This window comes from Streptomyces sp. NPDC030838, from assembly GCF_055572035.1.
The window spans coordinates 163147-185814 of the sequence record NZ_JBVIED010000011.1 but is presented as its reverse complement, the minus strand read 5'-3'; the positions used below and the strand labels follow the sequence as shown (position 1 = coordinate 185814).

The 22668-nt window shown below is 74.0% G+C and carries 22 protein-coding genes; 15 read left to right on the top strand and 7 right to left on the bottom strand.

Annotation, left to right across the window (positions count from 1 at the left end; all coding sequences use genetic code 11):
• The first annotated feature begins 4 nt into the window (after positions 1 to 4).
• Positions 5 to 2440: a right-handed parallel beta-helix repeat-containing protein gene (locus ACZ42A_RS26590; protein ID WP_468529771.1), complete on the top strand. Its 2436-nt coding sequence runs from the start codon at positions 5 to 7 to the stop codon at positions 2438 to 2440.
• A 393-nt stretch (positions 2441 to 2833) separates the two neighbouring features.
• Here ACZ42A_RS26590 and ACZ42A_RS26585 read toward each other — a convergent pair whose 3' ends face one another.
• Complete coding sequence (locus ACZ42A_RS26585; protein WP_468529770.1) at positions 2834 to 5161, bottom strand: hypothetical protein; 2328 nt, start codon at positions 5159 to 5161, stop codon at positions 2834 to 2836.
• Positions 5162 to 5450: 289 nt separating this feature from the next.
• Between ACZ42A_RS26585 and ACZ42A_RS26580 the strand changes: the two genes are divergently transcribed.
• Positions 5451 to 6278: a DeoR/GlpR family DNA-binding transcription regulator gene (locus tag ACZ42A_RS26580; protein ID WP_468529769.1), complete on the top strand. Its 828-nt coding sequence runs from the start codon at positions 5451 to 5453 to the stop codon at positions 6276 to 6278.
• Positions 6279 to 6328: 50 nt separating this feature from the next.
• On the top strand, positions 6329 to 6793 hold the full coding sequence (locus tag ACZ42A_RS26575; protein ID WP_468529768.1) for an SRPBCC family protein: 465 nt from the start codon (positions 6329 to 6331) through the stop codon (positions 6791 to 6793).
• Positions 6794 to 6827: 34 nt separating this feature from the next.
• Here ACZ42A_RS26575 and cds1 read toward each other — a convergent pair whose 3' ends face one another.
• Positions 6828 to 7967 carry an L-cysteine desulfhydrase Cds1 gene (cds1, locus tag ACZ42A_RS26570; RefSeq protein WP_468529767.1) on the bottom strand — a complete coding sequence of 380 codons (1140 nt, stop codon included), beginning with the start codon at positions 7965 to 7967 and terminating at the stop codon, positions 6828 to 6830.
• A gap of 315 nt (positions 7968 to 8282) precedes the next feature.
• On the opposite strand from cds1, the gene ACZ42A_RS26565 reads away from it, so the two are divergent.
• Positions 8283 to 8606 carry a hypothetical protein gene (locus ACZ42A_RS26565; RefSeq protein WP_468529766.1) on the top strand — a complete coding sequence of 108 codons (324 nt, stop codon included), beginning with the start codon at positions 8283 to 8285 and terminating at the stop codon, positions 8604 to 8606.
• 183 nt (positions 8607 to 8789) lie between these two features.
• Complete coding sequence (locus ACZ42A_RS26560; RefSeq protein ID WP_468529765.1) at positions 8790 to 9374, top strand: ATP-binding protein; 585 nt, start codon at positions 8790 to 8792, stop codon at positions 9372 to 9374.
• 51 nt (positions 9375 to 9425) lie between these two features.
• Here the strand turns inward: ACZ42A_RS26560 and ACZ42A_RS26555 are convergent, their stop codons facing one another.
• On the bottom strand, positions 9426 to 9707 hold the full coding sequence (locus ACZ42A_RS26555; RefSeq protein ID WP_468529764.1) for an SHOCT domain-containing protein: 282 nt from the start codon (positions 9705 to 9707) through the stop codon (positions 9426 to 9428).
• 297 nt (positions 9708 to 10004) lie between these two features.
• Between ACZ42A_RS26555 and rox the strand changes: the two genes are divergently transcribed.
• The 5 genes from rox to ACZ42A_RS26530 all read left to right on the top strand — a co-directional run bounded on the left by rox (position 10005) and on the right by ACZ42A_RS26530 (position 13889).
• Positions 10005 to 11432, top strand: a complete 1428-nt coding sequence (gene rox, locus ACZ42A_RS26550; RefSeq protein WP_468529888.1) for a rifampin monooxygenase — start codon at positions 10005 to 10007, stop codon at positions 11430 to 11432.
• 60 nt (positions 11433 to 11492) lie between these two features.
• Positions 11493 to 12080: a TetR/AcrR family transcriptional regulator gene (locus tag ACZ42A_RS26545; protein ID WP_468529763.1), complete on the top strand. Its 588-nt coding sequence runs from the start codon at positions 11493 to 11495 to the stop codon at positions 12078 to 12080.
• A gap of 11 nt (positions 12081 to 12091) precedes the next feature.
• Positions 12092 to 12676, top strand: coding sequence for a DUF4865 family protein (locus tag ACZ42A_RS26540; RefSeq protein ID WP_468529762.1), 585 nt, complete (start codon positions 12092 to 12094; stop codon positions 12674 to 12676).
• Positions 12673 to 13581: a phosphotriesterase family protein gene (locus ACZ42A_RS26535; RefSeq protein WP_468529761.1), complete on the top strand. Its 909-nt coding sequence runs from the start codon at positions 12673 to 12675 to the stop codon at positions 13579 to 13581. Before ACZ42A_RS26540 ends, ACZ42A_RS26535 begins: the two co-directional genes overlap by 4 nt.
• A gap of 119 nt (positions 13582 to 13700) precedes the next feature.
• Entirely contained in the window at positions 13701 to 13889 is a 189-nt protein-coding gene (locus ACZ42A_RS26530) for a DUF1272 domain-containing protein (RefSeq protein WP_468529760.1), read from the top strand.
• 528 nt (positions 13890 to 14417) lie between these two features.
• Here ACZ42A_RS26530 and ACZ42A_RS26525 read toward each other — a convergent pair.
• Positions 14418 to 14888, bottom strand: a complete 471-nt coding sequence (locus ACZ42A_RS26525) for a nuclear transport factor 2 family protein (protein ID WP_468529759.1) — start codon at positions 14886 to 14888, stop codon at positions 14418 to 14420.
• A 125-nt stretch (positions 14889 to 15013) separates the two neighbouring features.
• On the opposite strand from ACZ42A_RS26525, the gene ACZ42A_RS26520 reads away from it, so the two are divergent.
• The 4 genes from ACZ42A_RS26520 (at position 15014) to ACZ42A_RS26505 (ending at position 18532) form a co-directional block, all read left to right on the top strand.
• On the top strand, positions 15014 to 15550 hold the full coding sequence (locus ACZ42A_RS26520; RefSeq protein ID WP_468529758.1) for a TetR/AcrR family transcriptional regulator: 537 nt from the start codon (positions 15014 to 15016) through the stop codon (positions 15548 to 15550).
• Between the two features lie 50 nt (positions 15551 to 15600).
• Positions 15601 to 16185 (top strand): TetR/AcrR family transcriptional regulator, encoded by a 585-nt coding sequence (locus ACZ42A_RS26515; RefSeq protein ID WP_468529757.1) that lies wholly within the window; start codon positions 15601 to 15603, stop codon positions 16183 to 16185.
• Positions 16186 to 16271: 86 nt separating this feature from the next.
• Complete coding sequence (locus ACZ42A_RS26510) at positions 16272 to 17723, top strand: MFS transporter (protein WP_468529756.1); 1452 nt, start codon at positions 16272 to 16274, stop codon at positions 17721 to 17723.
• 44 nt (positions 17724 to 17767) lie between these two features.
• Entirely contained in the window at positions 17768 to 18532 is a 765-nt protein-coding gene (locus ACZ42A_RS26505; protein WP_468529755.1) for an SDR family NAD(P)-dependent oxidoreductase, read from the top strand.
• Between the two features lie 4 nt (positions 18533 to 18536).
• Here ACZ42A_RS26505 and ACZ42A_RS26500 read toward each other — a convergent pair whose 3' ends face one another.
• Both ACZ42A_RS26500 and ACZ42A_RS26495 read right to left on the bottom strand, forming a co-directional pair.
• Positions 18537 to 19778, bottom strand: coding sequence for an ROK family protein (locus ACZ42A_RS26500; protein WP_468529754.1), 1242 nt, complete (start codon positions 19776 to 19778; stop codon positions 18537 to 18539).
• A gap of 27 nt (positions 19779 to 19805) precedes the next feature.
• Positions 19806 to 20564, bottom strand: coding sequence for an alpha-ketoglutarate-dependent dioxygenase AlkB family protein (locus tag ACZ42A_RS26495; RefSeq protein WP_468529753.1), 759 nt, complete (start codon positions 20562 to 20564; stop codon positions 19806 to 19808).
• Positions 20565 to 20643: 79 nt separating this feature from the next.
• Here ACZ42A_RS26495 and ACZ42A_RS26490 point away from each other — a divergent pair, with 79 nt between their 5' ends.
• Positions 20644 to 21780: a methyltransferase gene (locus tag ACZ42A_RS26490; RefSeq protein WP_468529752.1), complete on the top strand. Its 1137-nt coding sequence runs from the start codon at positions 20644 to 20646 to the stop codon at positions 21778 to 21780.
• Between the two features lie 15 nt (positions 21781 to 21795).
• Here the strand turns inward: ACZ42A_RS26490 and ACZ42A_RS26485 are convergent, their stop codons facing one another.
• Positions 21796 to 22659 carry a class II fructose-bisphosphate aldolase gene (locus ACZ42A_RS26485; RefSeq protein ID WP_468529751.1) on the bottom strand — a complete coding sequence of 288 codons (864 nt, stop codon included), beginning with the start codon at positions 22657 to 22659 and terminating at the stop codon, positions 21796 to 21798.
• Positions 22660 to 22668 lie beyond the last annotated feature (9 nt).

Sequence of the window (22668 nt, the reverse complement as noted above, 5' to 3'; positions counted from 1 at the left end):
CGCCATGGCACAGGGCACGGTCCAGGTGACGCACACCGGCACGTCGCGGTGGCGGCGCCGCACGGGTGAGTACGCATCGCTCGCCGCCGCCCTGGAGGCCGCGGCCGACGGTGATGTGCTCACCGTCGCCCCCGGTACCTACCGGGAGAACCTCGTCGTCCGCCGCGCGGTGACGTTGCGCGGCCCGGAGGGCTCCCCCGGCTCGGTGCGGATCGCGCCCGTCGACGGGGTGCCGCTGACCGTGCGGGCCTCCGCGGTGGTGCAGGACCTGCATGTGGAGGGCCAGGACGCGGCGGCGCCCGCGCTGTTGGTGGAGGAGGGCGCGCCGGAGCTGGTCGACGTCCGGATCGTCACCCGGTCCGCGGCGGGCATCGAGGTGCGCGGCGGTGCCCGCCCGACCGTGCGGCGCTGCACCGTCGACAACCCGGCCGGCATCGGCATCGCCGTGGTGGACGGCGGGGGCGGGGTGTTCGAGGAGTGCGAGGTGGTCGCGGCCGGGCAGGCGGGTGTCGCGGTGCGCGGCGGCGGCCACCCCCGCCTGGAGCGCTGCCGGGTGCACCACGCCGCCGGCTCGGGCCTGACCGCCACCGGTGACAACTCGGCGCTGGAAGCGGTGGGTTGCGAGGTGTACGAGGTGCGCGGCAGCGGGGTGCAGATCTCCGGCCGTGCCACCGCCCACCTCACCGACTGCGATGTGCACCGCACCACCGCGGACGGTGTCACCCTCGACACCGACGCCGTGCTCACCCTGGCCGACTGCCGGATCCACGACATCCCGGAGAACGCGGTCGACCTGCGCTCCCGCTCGGTGCTGACGCTGACCCGCACCACCGTGCGGCAGTTCGGGCGCAACGGGCTGTCCGTGTGGGACCCGGGCACCCGCGTGGACGCCAACCAGTGCGAGATCTTCGACAGCACCGGCGACTATCCGGCGGTGTGGGTCAGCGACGGCGCGACGGCGGTGCTGGACTCCTGCCGGGTGCACGACGTGCCGGACGCGCTGTTCGTCCTCGACCGGGGCTCCCGCGCGGACGTCGTCGACAGCGATCTGTCCCAGGTCCGCAACACTGCCGTGTCGGTGAGCGACGGCGCGACGGCGCAGCTCGACGACTGCCGGATCCGGGACGCGGCGACGGGCGCCTGGTTCCGCGACCACGGCAGCGGCGGCACCCTCAGCAACTGCACGCTGGACGGCACCCAGACGGGCGTGATCGTCACCAAGGGCGCCGACCCGGTGATCGAGCGGTGCACGGTCGACTCGCCCGCGGAGGCGGGCTTCTACGTCTCGGCGGGCGGCCGCGGCAGCTTCCTGAACTGCCGGGTCACGGGCAGCGGCGGCTACGGCTTCCATGTGCTCGACGGTTGTCGTACGACGCTCAGGAAGTGCCGTACGGAGCGCTGCGCGCGCGGCGGGTACGAGTTCGCGGACGGCGGTCCGGACGCGGGCGCGGGACCGGTCGTCGAGGACTGCACCAGCGACGAGAGCGCGAGCCTGCGGTCCCCGGCGACGCGGGAGCCGGCCGTGCAGACGGCGGGCCGGACGCCGGGGCTGCTGAGCGCGATCCCCGGGCAGCGGCCCACCGAGCCGGAGCCCGCCCCGCCCGTCGCCGAACGGCCGGAGCCGTCGGCCCGGACCTCCAAGGCCGTGCTCGGCGAACTCGACGCCCTGGTCGGCCTGGAGAGCGTCAAGCGCGAGGTGCGGGCGCTGACCGACATGATCGAGGTGGGCCGGCGTCGGCAGCAGGCCGGTCTGAAGGCGGCCTCGGTCAAGCGGCATCTGGTCTTCACCGGTTCCCCCGGCACCGGCAAGACCACGGTCGCCCGGCTCTACGGCGAGATCCTGGCCTCGCTCGGCGTCCTGGAGAAGGGCCATCTGGTCGAGGTGTCCCGCGTCGACCTGGTCGGCGAGCACATCGGCTCCACGGCGATCCGCACCCAGGAGGCCTTCGAACGGGCCCGCGGCGGCGTGCTGTTCATCGACGAGGCGTACGCGCTGTCCCCGGAGGACGCGGGCCGGGACTTCGGCAAGGAGGCCATCGACACGCTGGTGAAGCTGATGGAGGACCACCGCGACGCGGTCGTGGTGATCGTCGCCGGGTACACGGCCGAGATGGAGCGCTTCCTGTCGGTCAACCCGGGTGTCGCCTCCCGCTTCTCCCGCACCATCACCTTCAGCGACTACGGCCCCGAGGAGCTGCTGCGGATCGTGGAGCAGCAGGCCGAGGAGCACGAGTACCGGCTGGCGCCGGGCGCCGCCGAGGCCCTGCTGAAGTACTTCACGGCGATCCCGAAGGGCCCTGCGTTCGGCAACGGCCGCACCGCGCGGCAGACGTTCGAGGCGATGGTGGAGCGGCACGCGAGCCGGGTCGCCCAGCTCGACGAACCGAGCACGGACGATCTGACCCTGCTGTACGCGGAGGACCTGCCAGACCTGGCGTGAGGCCTCCGGCCCGGACGGCAGTGAGAAGCCCCGGGCCGACCGGGGTGAGAGGTCTCGGGCCCGGCCCGGATGAGAGGCCGTGGGGCCAGCCCGGACGAGAGGCCCCGGGGCCGGGGATCGGAGTGCGGACTCCTGGGTCCGGCCGCGCGTGGAGGCCTCGGCCCGGCCCGGATGAAAGGCCTCGGGCCAGGCCCGGATGAGAGGCCTTGGGCACGGCCCGGATGAGATGCCTTGGGGCAGGAAACCGGAGGACCGGAGTGCAGACGCCTGGGCCCGGCGGCACGTTGAGGCCTCGGCCCGGCCCGGACGAGAGGCACCGGGGGCGGGGATCGGAGTGCGGACGCGTGGGTCCGGCCGCGCGTGGAGGCCTCGGCCCCGCCCGTGGTGAACGCCTCAGTCCTCGCCCAACGGCCGCTGGCCCGGCACCCCAGGCCGCAGCCGGGCCAGCAGCCGCTCGCGTTCCTCGGCGAAGGCCGGGTCCGCCTGGTAGTCGGAGTGGCCGAGGACGGGTGCGGGCAGCGGATGGTCGTCGGTCCGGCCGTGCGCGAGCGGGTCCTTCAGCGGAGGGCGGTCGACTTCGGGGCCGCCGTCGGCGGGCACCCGGACCGGGCCGCCGATGGGGTCGGTGAGCCGGTACAGGTTGCGCCAGCAGTCGACCTCGTGGTGCAGGGCGCTCAGCGCGGCCGGCCCGAAGTGGGCGGGGAACCAACGGCCGTACAGCCGCTCCAGCGGGGAGCCGTACGTCAGCAGGGCGACCCGCTTGCGGGTGGCCGGGGACAGCTGCCAGGCCGTCGCGGCGGCGAGCACGCTGCCCTGGGAGTGGCCGGAGAGGACCAGCCGGCCGCCGGTGACGCGGGTCCAGGTGTCGATCCGCCAGGTCAGGTCGGGGACCGCCCGCTCCGCGTAGCAGGGCGGGGCGAAGGGGTGGGCGGCGCGCGGCCAGAAGGTGCCGACGTCCCAGAGGATGCCGATGGTGCGCCGCGCGGAGGCGTCCTTGTAGGCGCGCCGGCCCCAGGTGACGAACAGTATGAAGCCGAGTCCGATTAGCCAGGAGCCCAGCGCCTGCGCGGTCTCGGCGGCGCCCTGGACGAATCCGTAGGCGTCGCGGGTGGCGCGGCTCGGGGTCTGTCCGGTGGTGAGGGCGCCCACCAGGGCCCCGGCACCCAGGAGCAGGGTCGAGGCGGAGACGACGGCGACCAGGAGGGGGCCGCGGTCGGTGAGGGTGGCCATCGCGCGGACGCGGGCGATCCGGCGGGTGCGGTCCGGCTCCTGGCGCTCGCCGGGGTAGTCGCGGGCCACGTCCGCGCGCTCGGCGCGGGCCAGCTTCAGGGTGCGCCGGGCCAGTACGCCGCAGAGCACCAGCACCACGACCAGCAGCGGCGGGATCACGGAGGCCTGCCAGGTCAGCAGGACCGGCGGGCCGGGGACGGCGGCGTGGGTGCCGTCCAGCCAGTCGGCGACCCGCTGGGACACCCCGCCGGACATCACCCCGCCCAGGGCGCAGGCCAGCATGGCGACGGCGGGCCCGCCGAGTCCCCGCAGGGCGGCACGGGCGTCGGGCCGGGTGCGGTGCAGCAGCTGCGCGACCACGGCGAGGGCGATCACCAGCAGGCCCTGGACCAGGGCGATGGCGCCGAAGGCCGCGTCGCCCGGCAGCCGGCCGGAGGACTCCCACCCCGGGCGCTCCCACCCGGCGTAGCCCAGGGCGAGGGCGAGCAGCACGAGCGCGGCGAGCGGCAGGCCGCGGACGAGAGGCGCGTCGGTTCCCTGGTCGAGGCGGCGCTCGCTGCGGCCGCGTTGGCAGACCACGGCCACGGCGAGGACCGCGACGGTGAGCAGGGCGGCCGCGAGCAGCCACCCGGCCGCGTCCAGGACGGCCGGGCCGCCGGGGGCGCGGTCGTGCCGGGCGGCGGGGCCAATGGTCGCGGCGGCCACCGTGAGCAGGCCGGCGGCGGTGTGCGCGGCGCGCAGCCGGGCGACCAGGCGCCGCCCGTACCAGAAGCCGGGCCGGGCCAGCGCGGTCGGAGCGTTGTCCTCGTCGGTCCGGGGGGTGGGGGTGAGGGGCAGCTGGGACTCGTAGGCGTTCCAGGTGCGCAGGGAGAGGTACCAGAGGAGACCGACGAGGGCGACGGGCAGGAGCGCGGCGAGGGCGAGCCGGCGGCCGGGGCGGCTCCACCAGCCGCCGTCGGAGACGGTGGGCGACAGGAAGCCGAGCCAGGAGTGCCGCTGTGCGCACGCGGGGGTGCCCGCGCACTGCCAGGCCGCGAGGTCAAGGGCGACCTCGCAGGCCGCCGCGACGAGGAGCACGGTCAGGGTGAGTCCGGTGAGCCGCACCAGCAGTCCGTACAGCCGGATCGCGCGGCGGCGGCCGTGGGCGGCGGGGCGCATCCAGTGGGCGAGGTTGACCACCATGAACGGCAGTAACAGCAGCCACAGGGCGCGGGCGCCGTTGCCGGAGGTCAGGTTGCACCAGACGTAGGCCTCGGGCACCGGGCGGCCGTCGGTTCCGGCGTTCCGTGCGGGGTCCTCGACGTCGGCGGTGCGGCGGAAGACGGCGGCCGTGTCGTCGCCGCCGACCCGTGTCGTGCGCGGATCGTCCAGCATCCGCTCCGGGGTGGTGCCGCCCACCCCGTGGACCAGCAGTTCCAGGGCGGCTCCGGACGGCCCGGCGGGGCCGGTGGCGGCCGTTTCGTTCACAGCACGTTCTTGAGCGTGTTCCACTGTCGCACTTCCCCCGTGACGCACCATCGGCCTCTGTCGTCCGCGCGGGCACCAGGATGTCCGCCGGACGGGCGGCGTACACCCATCGTCACGGAATCTCCCCGATCCGGGTCACGGATGAGCGACGGATGAGACACAAGTGACATGCGCGCGTCGGACAGCCGATGGCGCGACCCGCCCCGGCCCGTGCGAGGATGGGACGCCCACGCACCGGGGCCGCGGGATAAGTCCTCGTCGGAGGGTGTGCGGGGGCGTGTCGGAGGCTTGAGGCGAAAGGACCGGAGCGTACGTGAGCGAGAATCAGAACCTCCTCGCGGAGCAGCGGCGCGCCCTGATCCTGGACGAGGTCCGGCGCCGCGGCGGCGTCCGCGTGAACGAGCTGACCCGCAAGCTCGGCGTGTCGGACATGACGATCCGCCGGGACCTGGACGCGCTGGCCCGGCAGGGCGTGCTGGAGAAGGTGCACGGCGGCGCGGTGCCGGTGGCGGAGGCGAGCACGCACGAGCCCGGGTTCGAGGCCAAGTCGGGGCTGGAGCTGTCCGCCAAGGAGGACATCGCGCGGGCCGCGGCCGAGCTGGTCCCGCCGGGCGCCGCGATCGCGCTGTCGGGCGGTACGACGACGTACGCGCTGGCGCACCGGTTGCTGGACGTGCCCGACCTCACGGTCGTGACCAACTCGGTGCGGGTGGCCGATGTCTTCCACGTGGCGCAGCGCACCTCCGGGCAGCGCACGGGCGCGGCGACGGTGGTACTGACCGGCGGGGTGCGCACCCCGTCCGACTCGCTGGTGGGGCCGGTGGCCGACCAGGCGATCGCCACGCTCCACTTCGATCTGCTGTTCCTCGGGGTGCACGGGATATCGGTCGAGGCCGGTCTGTCGACGCCGAATCTCGCGGAGGCCGAGACCAACCGGCGCCTGGTGCAGTCGGCGCGCCGGGTGGTGGTGGTCGCCGACCACACCAAGTGGGGCACGGTGGGCCTGAGTTCGTTCGCGACGCTGGACCAGGTCGACACCTTGGTGACGGACGCCGGGCTGCCCGCGGAGGCGCGCGCGGAGATCTCCGAGTATCTGCGGCTGGTGGTGGCGGGCGAGCCCGACGAGGGTGCAGACAGCTGACGCGATGTCAGCTAGGGTGACGCTCCCGTCGAGAGAGGGGTGGCGTCACCATGGCCCGTCGACTGCGCCCGGTGGGGCTGGACTTCGTCGAGAGCGCGCCCGTACGGCTGGTCTTCGCGCGGGAGATCTCCGCGCCGCCCGACGCCGTTTTCTCTGCCCTCGCCGAGGACGTGGCCGGCTGGCCCGCGTGGTTCTCGGCGGTGACGCTCGCCCGGCCGACGGACGATGGGCGCGAGGTCCGGCTCCGGGGCGGGACCCGGTTCGAGGAGACGGTTCTCGCGGCGAAGCGGCCCGAGCTGTACGCCTACCGCGTGGACGTCACCAACGCGCCGGGGGTCCACGCGCTGGCCGAGGAGTGGCGGCTGACTCCGGCCGACGGCGGCACGCGTGTGCGGTGGACGTTCGCCGCCGAGGGCAACGTGGTGTTCCGGGCGGCGCTCCGGCTGGCCCGGCCCGGTCTGGGCCGCGCCTTCCGGGACGCGGTCGTCGCACTGGACCGGCGGCTCGCCGCCTAGGCCGTGTCCGCCGCCTGAACCGGCGGCTCGCCGTCTAGTCGGGCCAGACGCCCGTCGCCAGCAGCGAGTCGATCGCCGCGGTGTACGGGGCGATCTCCAGGCCCTGGTCGGCGAGCCAGGCGTCGGAGTAGTACTTGTCGAGGTAGCGGTCGCCCGGGTCGCACAGCAGGGTGACCACGCTGCCGGTACGGCCCTCGGCGACCATCTCGGCGACGATCTTCAGCGCGCTCCACAGCCCGGTGCCCGTCGAACCGCCCGCCTTGCGGCCGATGGCCTGCTCCAGGGCGCGCACGGCGGCGACGCTCGCCGCGTCGGGGACCTTCATCATGCGGTCGACGGCGCCGGGCACGAAGCTCGGCTCCATCCGGGGGCGGCCGATGCCCTCGATCCGGGAGCCGCAGTCGCAGGTCACGTCCGGGTCGCCGGTGGTCCAGCCCTCGAAGAAGCAGGAGTTCTCCGGGTCGGCGACGCACACGCGCGTGTCGTACTGCATGTAGTGGACGTAGCGGGCGATGGTCGCGGAGGTGCCGCCGGTGCCGGCCGTGGCGACGATCCACGCGGGCTCCGGGAAACGCTCCAGGCGCAGCTGGCGGAAGATGGACTCGGCGATGTTGTTGTTGCCGCGCCAGTCCGTGGCCCGCTCCGCATAGGTGAACTGGTCCATGTAGTGGCCGCCGGTCTCGGCCGCGAGGCGGGCGGACTCCTCGTACATGGTGCGCGGGTCGTCCACGAAGTGGCAGCGGCCGCCGTGGAACTCGATCAGGCGGATCTTTTCGGCGCTCGTCGTACGCGGCATGACGGCGACGAACGGCACGCCGATCAGCTTGGCGAAGTAGGCCTCGGAGACCGCCGTGGAGCCGCTCGAGGCCTCGATGACCGGGCGGTCGGGGCGGATCCAGCCGTTGCACAGGCCGTAGAGGAAGAGCGAGCGGGCGAGGCGGTGCTTGAGGCTGCCGGTGGGGTGGGTCGACTCGTCCTTCAGATACAGGTCGATGCCCCAGTGCTCCGGCAGCGGAAAGCGGAGCAGATGCGTGTCGGCGGAGCGGTTGGCGTCCGCCTGCACCTTGCGGACGGCGTCTTTCAGCCAGTCGCGGTAGGCGGTGTCGGTCCGGTCGACGTCGAGGGTGTCGAGGGTGACACCGACGGAGGGCTGCTGAGGGGTGCGGGTGCTCACGACGGGGCTCCTTAGGCTGCGCGCCGACGGCGCCTCGCGCGGCCGACACCCCGATGATAGACACCTTCCGCACGCCTTCTCACCTGCATAAACGCATCTTTGAAGGGCTCAAAGGCGGGCTGCGGGAACAGGGGTGCGAAGGGGGCGGGCGGGTGTCGCACGGGGGCGCATTCGGGCGAGTGCTCCGGGTGGCCGGTGCGCCCGGCACATGCGCACTGGTGCTCGATGCGCGGCCGGGGCAGACTGCACCGGGGGCGGGGTGTGCCGTCCCGGTCGGGGCCCACGCGCGAGACGCGACAAGGGGGCGTAACGGGCATGGCGGAGCCGGAGTTCACGGCCACGGGCGTGCGGATCGGCAAGGGGCTGCGCTCGCTCACCCGGGCCGGCAAGGTCCGGATCAGCGGCGGCCGGCTGGAGTTGCTGACCAGCTACGGCAGTGAGATCGACAGCGCGCCGGTACAGGCGGTGCGGGCGTCGAGGCCGTGGTTCGGCTCCGAGGACCGGGCACTCGCCGACCTCAACGGCAAGCGGTACCTGCTGACCCTGGGCGAGCACGACCCGGCTCCGGGCGAGCCGGGGCCGCCCGCGGCACGCCGGTTCATCGAGGCGGTACGCCGGGCGGCGGGGCGCGGCGACTGAGATGTCCGCGAGTTGCGCCACCGCACCCCCTGGGTCACGCTGTTCTCACGTCACTCTGGGTTTACCGGCGATAACGCTGCGAACCAGCCCGCCGGGCACGACAGCAGGCGGCCGTTTCACGCAGGCTCTCTGCTGGATCCGAACTCCGTGTTCTTCCGGACCTCACGTCGGGGAGTCGCAGCCGTGATCAGTCACCCAAGCAGACACTGCACGGTGGAGCTCCAAGCCCTGCCGTCGCGGATCGGCCAGGTCCGCAGAATCGTTTCTGCGCAGTTGCGCTACTGGCATCTGGACGCCTTGATAGACCGGGCCGCGCTCGGTGTGACGGAGTTGCTCACCAACGTCCACCGCCACGCCCAGCCCGACAAGATGTGCACCGTGGAGATCGAGCTGCTGCTCGACCGGCTGAAGGTCTCGGTGCGCGACCACGATCCCCGCCTCCCGGTGGTGGAGGACGCCGAGTCGCTGGCCACCCGCGGGCGCGGGCTGGCGATGGTGGCGGCGGTCAGCGACAGCTGGGGCGCGCTGCCGGACGGCGAGCAGGGGAAGGTCGTCTGGTTCACGCTGCCGACGCCGTCCCCCACCCGGAAGGCGCCCCCACGCCCGCCGCGCCGTACGGACACGGAGACGTCCCCGCGCCCGCCGCGCCGTACGGACACGGAGGCACCCGCGCGCCGCTTCGCGGACGCCGAACCCGTCGGCCACGCCGAGCCCGCCGACGCGCGGCGGCCCGCGCACGCTCCCGCCCGGTCCGCCGTTCCCGGCTGACCGGGCGGTGAGGGGGCGTGCCGCCGGGCCGCTCCTCCCCCGGCGGCGCGGTCACGCCGCGCCGCCGCCCGTACGTCCGAACTGCTCGTCGAGGACGGACAGCCGGCGCCAGTACTCCTCCTCGTCGATCTCGCCGGAGGCGAAGCGGCGGCCGAGGACGGCGATGGGCGAGGTGTGGTCGACGGCCGCCGGCCGCCATGGGCCGCCGCGTCCGCGCCACACGGTGCGGCGCAGCAGCGTGATTCCGCCGATCACGACGGCCGCCCAGATCAGCGGAAAGAGCAGGATCCAGGCGCCGGGGCCGCCGTCGCCGAGGTGTGCGAGGGTCTGCATGGCGAGTCATCTCCCGAGTCGGTGCGTCGTCGGTTCATCAGTGATCCGGTGATCCGGTGATGACTCGAGCCTGGCTCGCGGGAGGGGTCCGGGGCGTCGTACGGCCGACGACATTCGGCGTACCTCGCCGGGAGTACGCGCGTACGCCGCAGGCGGAGGCCGGACAAGACGAAGGCAAGGAGTTCACCCACTCCTTGCCACTCTCAACGTATAGCGCACAGGGGGGCTTGCGGCAAGGCCCCGATCATCCCGCAGAATCACCGGCCGAGGCCGGAACCTGGGGAAACGGGTGTGGTGATGATCGACGTGATCGTGGTCGGCGGTGGGCCGACCGGGCTGATGCTGGCGAGCGAGCTACGGCTGCACGACGTGCGCGTGGTGGTGCTGGAGAAGTTGACGGAGCCGGCCCCGCAGTCCCGCGGGCGCGGTCTGCACGCGCGCAGTGTGGAGATGATGGACCAGCGGGGGCTGCTGGACCGGTTTGTCGCGGTCAGTGAGAAGTTCCAGGTCGGCGGTCTCTTCGGCGGTATCGCCAAGCCGTGGCCGGAACGGCTGGACACCGCGCATCCGTACGGCCTCGCCACCCCGCAGCCGGTCACCGAGCGGCTGCTCGACGAGCGTGCCCTCGAACTCGGTGCCGAGATCCGGCGCGGCTGCGAAGTGGCCGGGCTGAGCCAGGACAAGGACGGGGTGACCGTCGAGCTGACGGACGGCACGCGCCTGCGCTCGCGTTATCTCGTGGGGTGCGACGGCGGCCGCAGTACGGTGCGCAAGCGGCTCGGCGTCGGCTTCCCCGGCGAGCCCGCCAAGGTCGAGACGCTCCTGGGTGACATGGAGTTGACCGAGGATCCGGCGGCGGTCGCCGCCGTCGTGGCGGAAGTCCGCAAGACCCAGCTGCGGTTCGGCGTCATCCCCGAAGGGGACGGGGTGTACCGCCTGATCGTGCCCGCCGAAGGGGTGGCCGAGGACCGTGCGACCGCGCCGACCCTCGAGGAGTTCAAGCAGCGGCTGCGGGCCGTCGCGGGCACCGACTTCGGCGCGCACTCGCCGCGCTGGCTCTCCCGGTTCGGCGACGCCACCCGGCAGGCCGAGCGCTACCGGGTCGGCCGGGTGCTGCTGGCCGGCGACGCCGCGCACATCCACCCGCCGACCGGCGGGCAGGGGCTCAACCTCGGCATCCAGGACGCGTTCAACCTCGGCTGGAAGCTCGCCGCCGAGGTGAACGGCTGGGCGCCGGAGGGGCTGCTGGACAGCTACCACGCCGAACGCCACCCCGTGGGCGCGGCCGTGCTGGAGAACACCCGCGCGCAGATCACGCTGCTGGGCACCGATCCGGGGACGGTCGCGCTGCGGGAGCTGTTCTCGAAGCTGCTGGACTTCGAGGAGGCGAACCGGTACGTGACCGAGATGATCACCGCGGTCGGCGTCCGCTACGACCTGGGCGAGGGCCACGAACTGCTGGGCCGGCGGCTGCGGGACGTGCAGCTGAAGCAGGGACGTCTCTACGAGCTGATGCGCGGCGGCCGCGGATTGCTGCTCGACCAGACCGGCCGGCTCTCGGTGGCGGACTGGGCGGACCGGGTCGACCACGTCGTCGACGTCGGCGAGGAACTGGACGTGCCGGCGGTCCTGCTGCGGCCGGACGGCCACGTGGCGTGGGTGGGTGAGGATCAGACGGATCTGCTCAGCCGGTTGACCAGGTGGTTCGGCGCGCCCGTCGGCTGAACCCGCGGGCCCTGGCCGGGGGGACTGCCCGGCCGGGGCTCGACTTCTGTAACTACTGGTATGTACAGTCGGTGTATGAGCACCTCGGAGCGACTGATCGAGTCCACCCGTGAGCTGCTGTGGGAGCGCGGTTACGTGGGCACGAGCCCCAAGGCGATCCTGGAGCGGGCGGGCGCCGGGCAGGGCAGTATGTACCACCACTTCAAGGGCAAGCCGGATCTCGCGCTGGCCGCGATCCGGCGGACGGCCGAGGAGATGCGGGCCACCGCCGAGGGCGTGCTCGGCGGGCCGGGGACGCCGTACGAGCGGATCGCGGCGTATCTGCGCCGTGAGCGCGATGTGCTGCGCGGCTGCCCGATCGGACGGCTGACCATGGACCCGGACGTCATCGCCAGCGCCGAACTGCGCGCGCCCGTCGACGAGACGCTGGACTGGCTGCGCGAACGGCTGGCAGGGCTCGTCGAGGAGGGGCAGGAGCGGGGGGAGTTCGCGCCCGGTCTGGACGGCGAGGAGATCGCCGCCGCGATCGTGGCCACGGTCCAGGGCGGTTACGTCCTCGCCCGCGCCTCCGGCCTGCCGTCCGCCTTCGACACGGGGGTGCGCGGCCTGCTCGCCCTGCTCGCGCCGCCCGCCGAACGCACCGCCTGAGGAGGCATCCATTGCACGCCATGCAGTACGAGATCACGCTGCCCGCCGACTACGACATGGACGTCGTCCGCGCGCGTGTGGCCCGTCTCGGGCATCTCCTCGACGACTGGGAGGGGCTGGGCTTCAAGGCGTATCTGATGCGGGAGCGCGGGATGGACGGCTCGCCGGTCAACCAGTACGCGCCGTTCTATCTGTGGAACACCGTGCGCGGTATGAACTCCTTCCTCTGGGGCGGCGGTTTCCAGGGGCTGAGTGACGACTTCGGGCGGCCCGCCGTACGACAGTGGTCGGGCCTTTCCTACGAGGAGGGCGGCGCCGCGGGTGCGCCCGCGCGGGTCGCGGTCCGTGAGCGCCGGCCGGTGCCGGAGGGCGTCGTGCTCGGCGAGGTCGCCGGGGAGGCGGTGCGCGAGGCCGGACGGCTCGCGGCCCGGGACGGTGCGGTGTGTGCGGCGGCGGCCGTGGACACCGGCCGCTGGGAGCTGGTCCTCTTCTCGCTCTGGGCGGACGACGCCCCCGGGGCGGACGGCGAGGTGTTCCGGGTGCTGCACCTGTCGGCGCCCGGGCGGGCGCGGCTGCCGCGGGGCCGGCAGTGGTGAGCCGGGTCCGCACGGTGCTCGGGGACGTCCTCCCCGGGCGGCTGGGCGTCTGCGACGCGCACGACCATCTGTTCCTGACCAGCCCTCAACTCCCGGGCCAAGAGCTGCGGGACGTGTCGGCCGCCCGCGCGGAGCTGGCCGCGTTCCGCGCGGTGGGCGGCGGCAGCGTGGTGCAGTGGACGCCGTACGGCATGGGGCGGCGGGCCGGTGAGCTGCCGGGGCTGTCCCGGGAGACCGGGGTGCAGGTGGTGGCGGCGACGGGACTGCACCAGGCCGCGCACTACGACGACGCCACGCTGGACGGGCTGCGCGAACGGCTCGCGGAGGTCTTCGTCGCCGAACTCACCGAGGGCATCGGCGGGTCCGGCGTACGGGCGGGGCTGATCAAGGTGGCGGGCGGTTTCCACGCCCTCGACGCGCACGCCCGCTGGACCATGGCCGCGGCGGCCGAGGCGCACCACGCGACCGGCGCGCCCGTCGCCGTCCATCTGGAGCTCGGCACGGGAGCGCTGGACGTACTGGACCTGCTGTGCGGCGAGTTGGGTGTGCCGCCGCACCGGGTGATCCTCGGGCACCTCAACCGCTCCCCCGACCCGGTCGCGCACCGCGAGGCCGCCGAGTCGGGGGCCTATCTGGCCTTCGACGGCCCGTCCCGGGCCCATCACGCCACGGACTGGCGGATGCCGGACGCCCTGCGGCGGCTCGCCAACGCCGGGTTCGCCGACCGGCTGCTGCTCGGCGGCGACACCACGACCTCCGCCGCCCGCTCGGTGCACGGCGGGCCCGGCATGCCGTATCTGCTGCGCCGGGTGCGGCAGCGGCTGGAGGTCGCGCTGGGCGCGGACCTGGTGGCTCGCGTCCTCACGGAGAACCCGGGCCGGGCATTCGCCGTGGACTGGCCCTGAGTGCCGTATGGCCCGATTCGGTTGATCTTTGTCCCGCCGGCGCGTTCAACGGCCCGGCCCGCGCCCGCAGGATGGGCATCCACGGGCCGCGGGGCCCGCAGTCGAAAGGGGAACGGACGATGGCCCTCGAGATGCGCGATCGCTGCGAGCGCTGTGAGACGGCGGTCCTGCCGCCGGACGGACCGGCCCTCATCTGCTCGTACGAGTGCACCTTCTGCGCTCCCTGCGGCACCGCCCTGCGGGGCATCTGCCCCAACTGCGGCGGCGAGCTGGTCGCCCGGCCGCGCCGGGCCGCAGTCGGTGCCTAGGCGACGGAGATACCCACCGACGGCCGGAGTTTCGCCGTCGCGGCCAAGGCTCGGTATGCCGCCGGATGCGTACGACCCGAAGCTGGATGTGGACTTCACCCAGCTGACGAGGAGAACGTGACGAGCGAGGGCTTCGGTCAGGCCGCCTGACCAGATCCAGGGTTGCGGCCGTGGAGGCCGGCATCGCGGGCGGGCGCAGCGGGAGGTTGGCGACGTCGGGGAAGAAGCGTCGGGAGCAGGAAGAAGCCGATTCCAGGGGCGGGCGTCAGGGCGGCCCGGGTCGGCTTCAGGGGGAGCAGTCCCAGTGCGGTGCGGCGCCGGCGGGCGGGGACGGCGGCGCCGGCCTGTCATGGACAGCCCCAGCGCGATCACGAGGGAGCTACGGAAGCGCTGGTGTCGCACGCCGAGACCAATGCCGGCGCTCCACCTGCCCCCGTCGGCCCCGCGGGTCACGCCGTGCCGTCGATCTCACCGGACTGCACCTCGTCGACCGCCTTTTGCCCAGGGCGCTGATGGGGGGTGGGGGGTTTACAGCCCGAGGTCGGACAGGCCCGGGTGGTCGTCGGGTCGGCGGCCCAGCGGCCAGTGGTACTTGCGCTCCTCCTCGGCGATCGGCAAGTCGTTGATGCTCGCGTGGCGCACGCGCATGAGGCCGTTGTCGTCGAACTCCCAGTTCTCGTTGCCGTAGGCCCGGAACCACTGGCCGGAGTCGTCGTGGTACTCGTAGGCGAACCGCACCGCGATGCGGTTCTCGCCGAACGCCCACAGCTCCTTGATGAGGCGGTAGTCCAGCTCCCGGTTCCACTTGCGGGTCAGGAACTTCACGATCCCGTCGCGGCCGGTGACGAACTCCGCGCGGTTGCGCCAGCGCGAGTCGGGCGTGTAGGCGAGGGCGACCTTCTCGGGGTCGCGGGTGTTCCAGCCGTCTTCGGCCTGGCGGACCTTGCTGATCGCCGTTTCCCGGGTGAACGGCGGGAACGGGGGGCGCTGCTCGGACATGACGCACTCCTTCGTCGGGGAAGTCCCACGGCCGTGAGAACGGTCGTTCTCGCGATGTCCCCATACGCTAGGAGAACGATGGTTCTCACGCAAGGGAAGGAATCCGGGACTCCTCGGGCGTCACGTTGCGGCGCCTCTATCAGCTGTTCCCCTCCAAGGGCGACCTCGTCGAGGCCTACCTGGCCCGCAGGGATGCCCGCTGGCTCCAAAGCCTTGCGACGTACGTCGACACGGCCGCGGAAGCTCCACAGGAGCGGCTGCTCGCCGTCTTCGACTGGCTGGAAGACTGGTTCGCCCAGGCCGACTTCCACGGGTGCGCCTTCGTCAGCTCCTTCGGCGAGCTGGGCGGCACATCACCCCGGGTCGCTGCCGCGGCCCGGCACCACAAGGACGCCTTCCACGCCTACCTGCGGAAACTGGCGACAGCTGCGGGAGCGACAGCGCTGACCGGCACCCAGATCGCTCTGCCGGCCGAGGGAGCCATGACCACCGCCGCCATCTCGGGCACACCCGCACCGGCCCGCCAAGCCAAGCAGGCGGCGGGGCTTCTGCTGACGCACGACACGCGGGGCGGGACGCCGCCGGCTCAGCTGGGCGGAGTGGGGGCCGCACTCGGGCCCGCCCGTGCCGCTGCGCTCCGGATCGACGACCCCAACCGATAAAGCATAGGCAATACTTGACCGGTCGTTCTTGAATAACCTAGGGTCGCCGTATGGCCAGGAGCAAGGAATTCGATCCGGACGCCGTCCTCCAGTCGGCCCTCGAACTGTTCTGGCGGCGGGGGTACGAGGCGACGTCCATGGCGGACCTCGTCGACCATCTCGGCATCGGACGCGCCAGCATCTACGCCACCTTCGGCAACAAGCGCGACCTGTACCTCAAGGCGCTCGACCGCTACGGCGAGGCGCAGAACCCGCCGCTCCTGCGCGAACTGTCCCAGCCCGGCCCGGCGTTGCCCGCCGTCCGCGCGGTCGTCCGGCGGTTCGCGGCGGACGCCGCGGACGACAGTCGCCGCTCGGCCGGCTGTTTCGTCACCAACACCGCCGCCGAACTGGCCCCGCACGACACCGCGGCGGCCCGGCGGGTGGAGCTGAGCTGGGAGCACCTGGAGACCGCGCTGCACTCGGCACTGCTGCGCGCCCAGGCGCAGGGCGAGCTGCCGGAGGAGCGCGATCCGCGGGCGCTGGCCCGGATGCTGCTGGTACTGATGCAGGGCCTGCGGGTGGTGGGCAAGGCCTCCAGCGACCCGGCGCGGGCACGTGACGCGGCCGAGCAGGCGCTCGCCCTGCTGGACTGAGCCGGCGCGCGGACATCCGGTCGCCCGCGAGGGCGGTCGTTTGCGCTGCCCGGATATTTGACCGATCGATCCAGAAAGGGGGGCTCATGGCCACGGTCGACGCCGTGCCGGACCTCTCGGGGCCGGTGCGCGGCACCCGCCTGCCCTTCGCGCTGCTCGGCTCCTTACAGGTCACGCTGATCTTCACGCTGGCCGCCGTCGCCGTGACCCTGCCCGAGATCGGCCGCGGCTTCCGGCTGACGCGCGAGGAACTGATCCTGCTGAGCGCGGCCTACGGGCTCACCTTCGCCGGGCTGCTGCTGTTCGGGGGCCGCCTCGCCGACCGGTACGGCGGGCGGCGGACCCTGCTCGCCGGGCTGCTGCTCTTCGGCGCGGCCTCGGCCGCCGCCCCGCTCGCCCCGGGATACGCCGCGCTGCTCGCCGCCCGGTTCGCGCAGGGCGCCGGAGCCGCCCTGGTCGCGCCCGCTGCGATGGCCGTACTGCGCACGCTGTTTCCCGAACCGGCCGCGTACCGGCGGGTGATGGCGACCTGGGGCGGTCTGTCGGTGCTCGGTGCGACGGCGGGCAATCTGCTCTCCGGCGTCATCTCCGCGCTGTTGTCCTGGCGTTGGGCCTTCGCCGCACCGCTCGCCGTCACGGCCCTGGTCCTGCCGCTGGCGCCGCGGCTGCTCCCGGCCGACGGTCCGGGCGTACGCGACACCCGCCCACTGCCATCAGTCGGCGGCCCCCAGGCCCGCGGCACTCGCCACCTGCCACCGGCTGACGGCCGCCCCCACACCCGTGGCCCTCGCCTCGACGTGCCCGGTGCGCTGCTCGCGACCGCCGGGATCGTGTCCGTCAGTTACGGCCTCGTCCTCACCGACGCCTGGCCCTGGGGCTCGGCGCGGGTCCTCGGCCCGCTGCTCGCCGGGGTCGTGCTGCTCGCCGGGTTCCTCGGGGTGGAGCGGCGCGCGCCCGACCCGCTGCTGCCGCCGGGCTTCCTGCGCGACGGGCGGCGCGCGCTCGGGCTCGTCGCCACGGCGCTGACCGCGGCCGGGACCAGCACCGTCTTCGTCCTCTTCTCGCTGCATCTCCAAGAGGAGCGCGGCTGGTCGGCGCTGCGCACCTCGGCCGCGTTCGTGCCGTTCGCCGTGGCGCTCCTCGTCTCCGGGCGGGCGGCGGGGCGGCTCGTCGCCCGGCACGGGCCCGTCGCGGTCACCGGCGGCGGGCTGGCCGCGGGCGCCGCCGGGCTCGGTCTGCTCGCCCTCACCGGGCTCGACGGCGGGATCCCGTACGGCTACGGCGTCCTGCCCGGCCTGCTCCTGCTGCCCGCTGGGGCCGCCGCCGCGTTCGCCGGGGCGGCCGTCCTGGCCACCGACCGGGTGCCCGCCGCGCGTACCGGGCTCGCCGGCGGGGTGCACAACACCGCCATGGAGGTCGGGCCGACCGTCGTCTTCGCCCTGTTGCTGGCCACCGGCGGCGACCGGGCGAGCCTCGCCGTCGCGGCCGGGCTCTTCGCGCTCGCCGCCCCGCTCCTGCGCCTCGCGCGCCGCCCCTGACCCTCTCCCGCTCGTCAACTCCCGCTATCCGAAAGGCAGTCACCATGTCCCGCACTCGTTTCGCCAACCGCGTCGTCCTCGTCACCGGCGCCGGATCCGGCATCGGCCGGGCCACCGCCCTGGCGTTCGCGGCCGAAGGAGCCCGGGTGCTCGTGGCCGGGCGCGGCCGGGCGGCGCTCGACGAGACCGTCGCTCTGATCGAGGCGGCCGGCGGCACGGCGCTCGCCCACACCGCCGACGTTTCCCGCGCCGACGACGTGGCCGCGCTGGTCCGGGCCGCCGTCGACCGGTTCGGCTCGCTCGACGTGGCCGTCAACAACGCGGGCGTCTTCCGGGGCGGACCGCTCCCCGAGATGTCCGAGGACGACTGGCGGACCGTGCTCAACATCAACGTCACCGGCGTCTTCCTCGCCATGGCGGCCGAGATCCGGCAGATGCGCGCCCAGCCGGGCGGCGGCGCGATCGTCAACATCGCCTCCAATCTGGGCACCCATCAGCAGCTCGGCGGCACCACCGCGTACGCCGCGACCAAGGCGGCCGTCACCTCGCTCACCCGGGGCGCCGCCCTGGACCACATCGGCGAGGGCGTGCGGATCAACGCGGTCAGCCCCGGGGCGTCCGACACGGCCATGTCGCTCCGGCCGGGCGAGACCGAGGAGGAGCGGGCCGTACGGATGAAGGAGCAGTCGCCGCTGGGCCGGGTCGCTTCGACGGAGGAGGTGGCGGAGGCGGTGCTGTATCTGGCGTCCGACGCCGCCGCCTCCCTGGTGGGCACCGACCTCGTCGTCGACGGCGGCGCGTCCCTCTAGGCCTTCAGCCCGCGAGCGCCCCGAGCGGATCGTCCAGTACCGGCTGCCAGGCCAGTTCCGCAGCGCCGACCAGGCTGTTGTGGTCGAGGGTGCAGGGAAGGATGGGGACGCCGCCGCTGCGGCCCCACAGGCTGCGGTCGGCGACGACCGCGCGCAGCCGCTCGGGGTCGGTGTCGAGAAGGGTGCGGTGCAGGCCGCCGAGGATGATCCGGTCCGGGTTGAGGATGTTGACCAGCCCGGCCAGGCCCAGGCCCAGCCGGTCGATCAGCGCCTCGGCGGCGGTCCGCACGGCCGGGTCGTCGTACTCCTCGCGCAGCAGGTCGTTGGCCTGCTTGAGCAGCGACACCTCGGGGCCCGGCTCCCGGCCCGCCGTGGTGAGCAGGGCCAGGGGGTCGGCCTCGACGTCCAGGCAGCCGCGGCTGCCGCAGTGGCAGGGGCGGCCCTCGGGGTTGACGGTGAGGTGGCCGACCTCCAGGGCGAGGCCCGAACTGCCGGAGTGCAGCCGCCCGTCGAGCACCAGCGCGCCGCCGACACCGCGGTGCCCGGTGGCCACGCACAGCAGGTCGCGGGCGCCGCGCCCGGCGCCGTGCCGGTGCTCGGCGAGCGCGGCGAGGTTGACATCGTTGGCGGCGAAGGCGGGCCCGGTGATGCCGGCGGCACGCACGCACTCGGCGAAGATCTCCCGCACCGGCGCGCCCGCCGGCCAGGCCAGGTGCAGCGGGTTCAGCGCCAGGCCCTCCGGTTCGGCGACCGCGGACGGCACCGCGAGCCCGGCGCCCACGCACCGCCGCCCGGTCTGCCGCAGCAGCTCGGCGCCCGCCTCGACGACCGAGCCGAGCACCTTCGCCGGGTCGGCGTCGACGGTCTCGCAGCCGGGCGCGGTGGCGACGATCCGCCCGCCGAGCCCGACCAGCGCGGCCCGGAAGCCGTCGGCGTGCACCTGGGCGGCGAGCGCGACGGGCCCGTCCTCGGCGAGCCGCAGCCGGTGCGAGGGGCGGCCCTGGGAGCCTGCGGCGGCGCCGGGCCGGGCGTCGACCCGGATCAGGCCGAGCGCCTCCAGCTCGGCGGCGACCGCGCCGGCCGTGGCACGGGTGACGCCGAGTTCGGCGGTGAGGACGGCACGGGTGGGCGCCCGTCCGGTGTGCACCAGCTCCAACGCGGGCCCGAGCGCACCGCGCCCCCGGTCCAACCGCGTCCTCGAGGTGGTCCCTTCCCCCGCCGGCCGGGGGTCAGCCTTGCCGCTCATGAGGGCGAGTCTCCCATGATCCGTCCGTCAGCCGGCGGCCGGGAAGCCGCTGACCCGCAACGTCACGTTGAGCCGTCCCCGCAGCCCGAGCCCGGGCGGCGCCGTCCCCGGGTGCACGCGCGGCACCCCGTGGTAGGCGAGCCGGGAGGGCCCGCCGAACACGAAAAGGTCGCCGCTGCGCAGCTCGACGTCCGTCCACGGGCGGGTCCGGGTCTCGGTGTTGCCGAAGCGGAAGACACAGGTGTCGCCGAGGCTCAGGGACACCACCGGCGCGTCGGAGCGCTCGTCGGCGTCGCGGTGCATGCCCATGCGGGCGTCGCCGTCGTAGAAGTTGATCAGGGCGATGTCGTACGGCGGCACTTCCCGCCCCAGGGCGTCCGCCCCCCATACGTCCGGCCCCACCGCGTCCGCCCCCGGTGCGTCCGGCCCCACTACGTCCGCCCCCGGTGCGTCCGGCCCCGCCGCTTCCGCCCCCAGTGCGTCCCGCACCGCGCGCCGGGCCAGGTCGTCCAGCCACGCGGGGAACGGTTTCACCGGGGCGCCGTCGCCGTCGACGACCGTGCGGGCGTAGGCGTACGGGTACCAGTGCCAGCCGAGGCAGACCTGGCGGGCGGTCATGGTGCCGCCGCCCGGGGTGCGCACCGTGCGCAGTCCGGCGGGCGGGCGCGCCCACGCGCGGCAGGCCGCCAGCAGCTCTCGCTGACCGTCCGGATCCAGCCAGTCCGGGACGTGCACCGCGCCCGGCGCGATCAGCGCGCGCTCTCGGGGAAACAGCTCGGCGTCCATGCCGTCCATCCTCCCGCACCGTCCCCTCACCGGCCCTGAGCTGCGGCTCGGCTAGGGTTGACACACGATGGACGACCGTATGACGACCCCCTGGGGCGAGCTGGCGCTCACCCGTTTCCCCGAGGACCCGCGTGACCGCCTGCGGGCCTGGGACGCCTCCGACGCGTATCTGCTGCGGCATCTCGCGGACGGGGAGGTGCCGCTCTCCGGCACGGTCGTGATCGTCGGCGACCGCTGGGGCGCGCTGGCGACGGCGCTCGCCGAGCACGCGCCGACGCAGATCACCGACTCCTTCCTCGCCCAGGAGGCGACCCGGGCCAACCTGGCACGGGCCGGCGTCCAGCCCGGCACCGTGCGGCTGCTCACCACGCAGGATCCGCCGCCCGAGCGGATCGACCTGCTGCTGGTGCGGGTGCCGAAGAGCCTGGCGCTGCTGGAGGACCAGCTGTCGCGGCTGGCGCCCGCGCTGCACGCGGACTCGGTGGTGGTCGGCACCGGCATGGTGAAGGAGATCCACACCTCCACGCTGCAGCTGTTCGAGCGGATCGTCGGCCCGACCCGCACCTCGCTGGCCGAGCAGAAGGCCCGGCTGATCTTCTGCGCGCCGGACCCGTCGCGGGCCCGGCCCGCGAACCCGTGGCCGTACAGCTACTCGCTGCCCGACGGCATCGGGCCCGTCTCCGGGCACACCGTCGTCAACCACGCGGGGGTGTTCTGCGCCGACCGGCTCGACATCGGCACCCGGTTCTTCCTCGGGCATCTGCCGGAGAGCCGCGGGGCGCAGCGGGTGGTGGACCTCGGCTGCGGCAACGGGGTCGTCGGTACGGCGGTGGCGCTGGCCAATCCGCAGGCCGAGGTGCTGTTCGTGGACGAGTCGTTCCAGGCGGTGGCGTCGGCGGAGGCGACGTACAAGGCCAACGGGGTGCCGGGGCACGCCGAGTTCCGGGTCGGGGACGGGCTGGCGGGCGTGGCGTCCGGGAGCGTGGACATCGTGCTCAACAATCCGCCGTTCCACTCCCACCAGGCCACGACGGACGCCACGGCCTGGCGGATGTTCACCGGCGCCCGGCGCGTGCTGCGGCCGGGCGGTGAGCTGTGGGTGATCGGCAACCGGCACCTGGGGTATCACGTGAAGCTGCGCCGGCTGTTCGGCAACAGCCGGGTCGTCGCGAGCGACCCGAAGTTCGTCGTGCTGAAGGCGGTCAAGCGGGGCTGAACCCGTCCGTGAGCGTCACGGCCGTCCGGCCGGTGCGAGCGTCCGGACGATCCGCTCCACCGTGCGGGCCATCGCCTCGCGGCCCACGGTGAGATAGGTCCGGGAGTCCACCGCCTCCGGGTGGGCGGCGAGATGGGCCCGGATCGCGCCGGTCATGGCGATGTTGAGCGCGGTGCCCACGTTGACCTTGGTGATCCCGCCCGCCACCGCCGCGGTCAGCTCGTCGTCCGGCACTCCCGAGGAGCCGTGCAGCACGAGCGGTACGTCGAGGCTGCCGGCGAGGCGTTTGAGCAGGGCGTGGTCGAGGCGGGCGGTGCGGGTGGTCATGGCGTGGACGCTGCCGATGGCGACCGCGAGGGCGTCCACGCCGGTGTCCGCGACGAAGGCGCGGGCCTGCGCCGGGTGGGTGCGCGCGCCCGGCGCGTGGGCGTCCAGCGGGGGCCGACCGTCCTTGCCGCCGACCTCCCCCAACTCGGCCTCGATCCACAGCCCTTGGGCGTGCGCCCAGTCGGCGGCGGCGCGGGTCGCGGCCAGGTTCTCGGCGTACGGCAGCCGGGCCGCGTCGTACATCACGGAGCTGAACCCGGCGTCCGGGGCCTGGCGCAGCAGGCTGTCGCTCTGCACGTGGTCGAGGTGCAGCGCGACGGGGACGGCGGCGCGTTCGGCGGCGGCGACGGCGGCGCGGGCCAGCGGGAGGAGACGCCCGTAGCGGAACTTCACGGCGTTCTCGCTGACTTGGAGGACGACGGACGAGCCGGCCGCCTCGGCGCCGGCCACGACCGCCTCGATGTGTTCGAGGGTGATGACGTTGAAGGCGGCCACGGCGGAGCGGACCGCGGCGGCGCCGGTGACCAGCTCGCCGGTGGTGACGAGAGACACGGTCTGTCC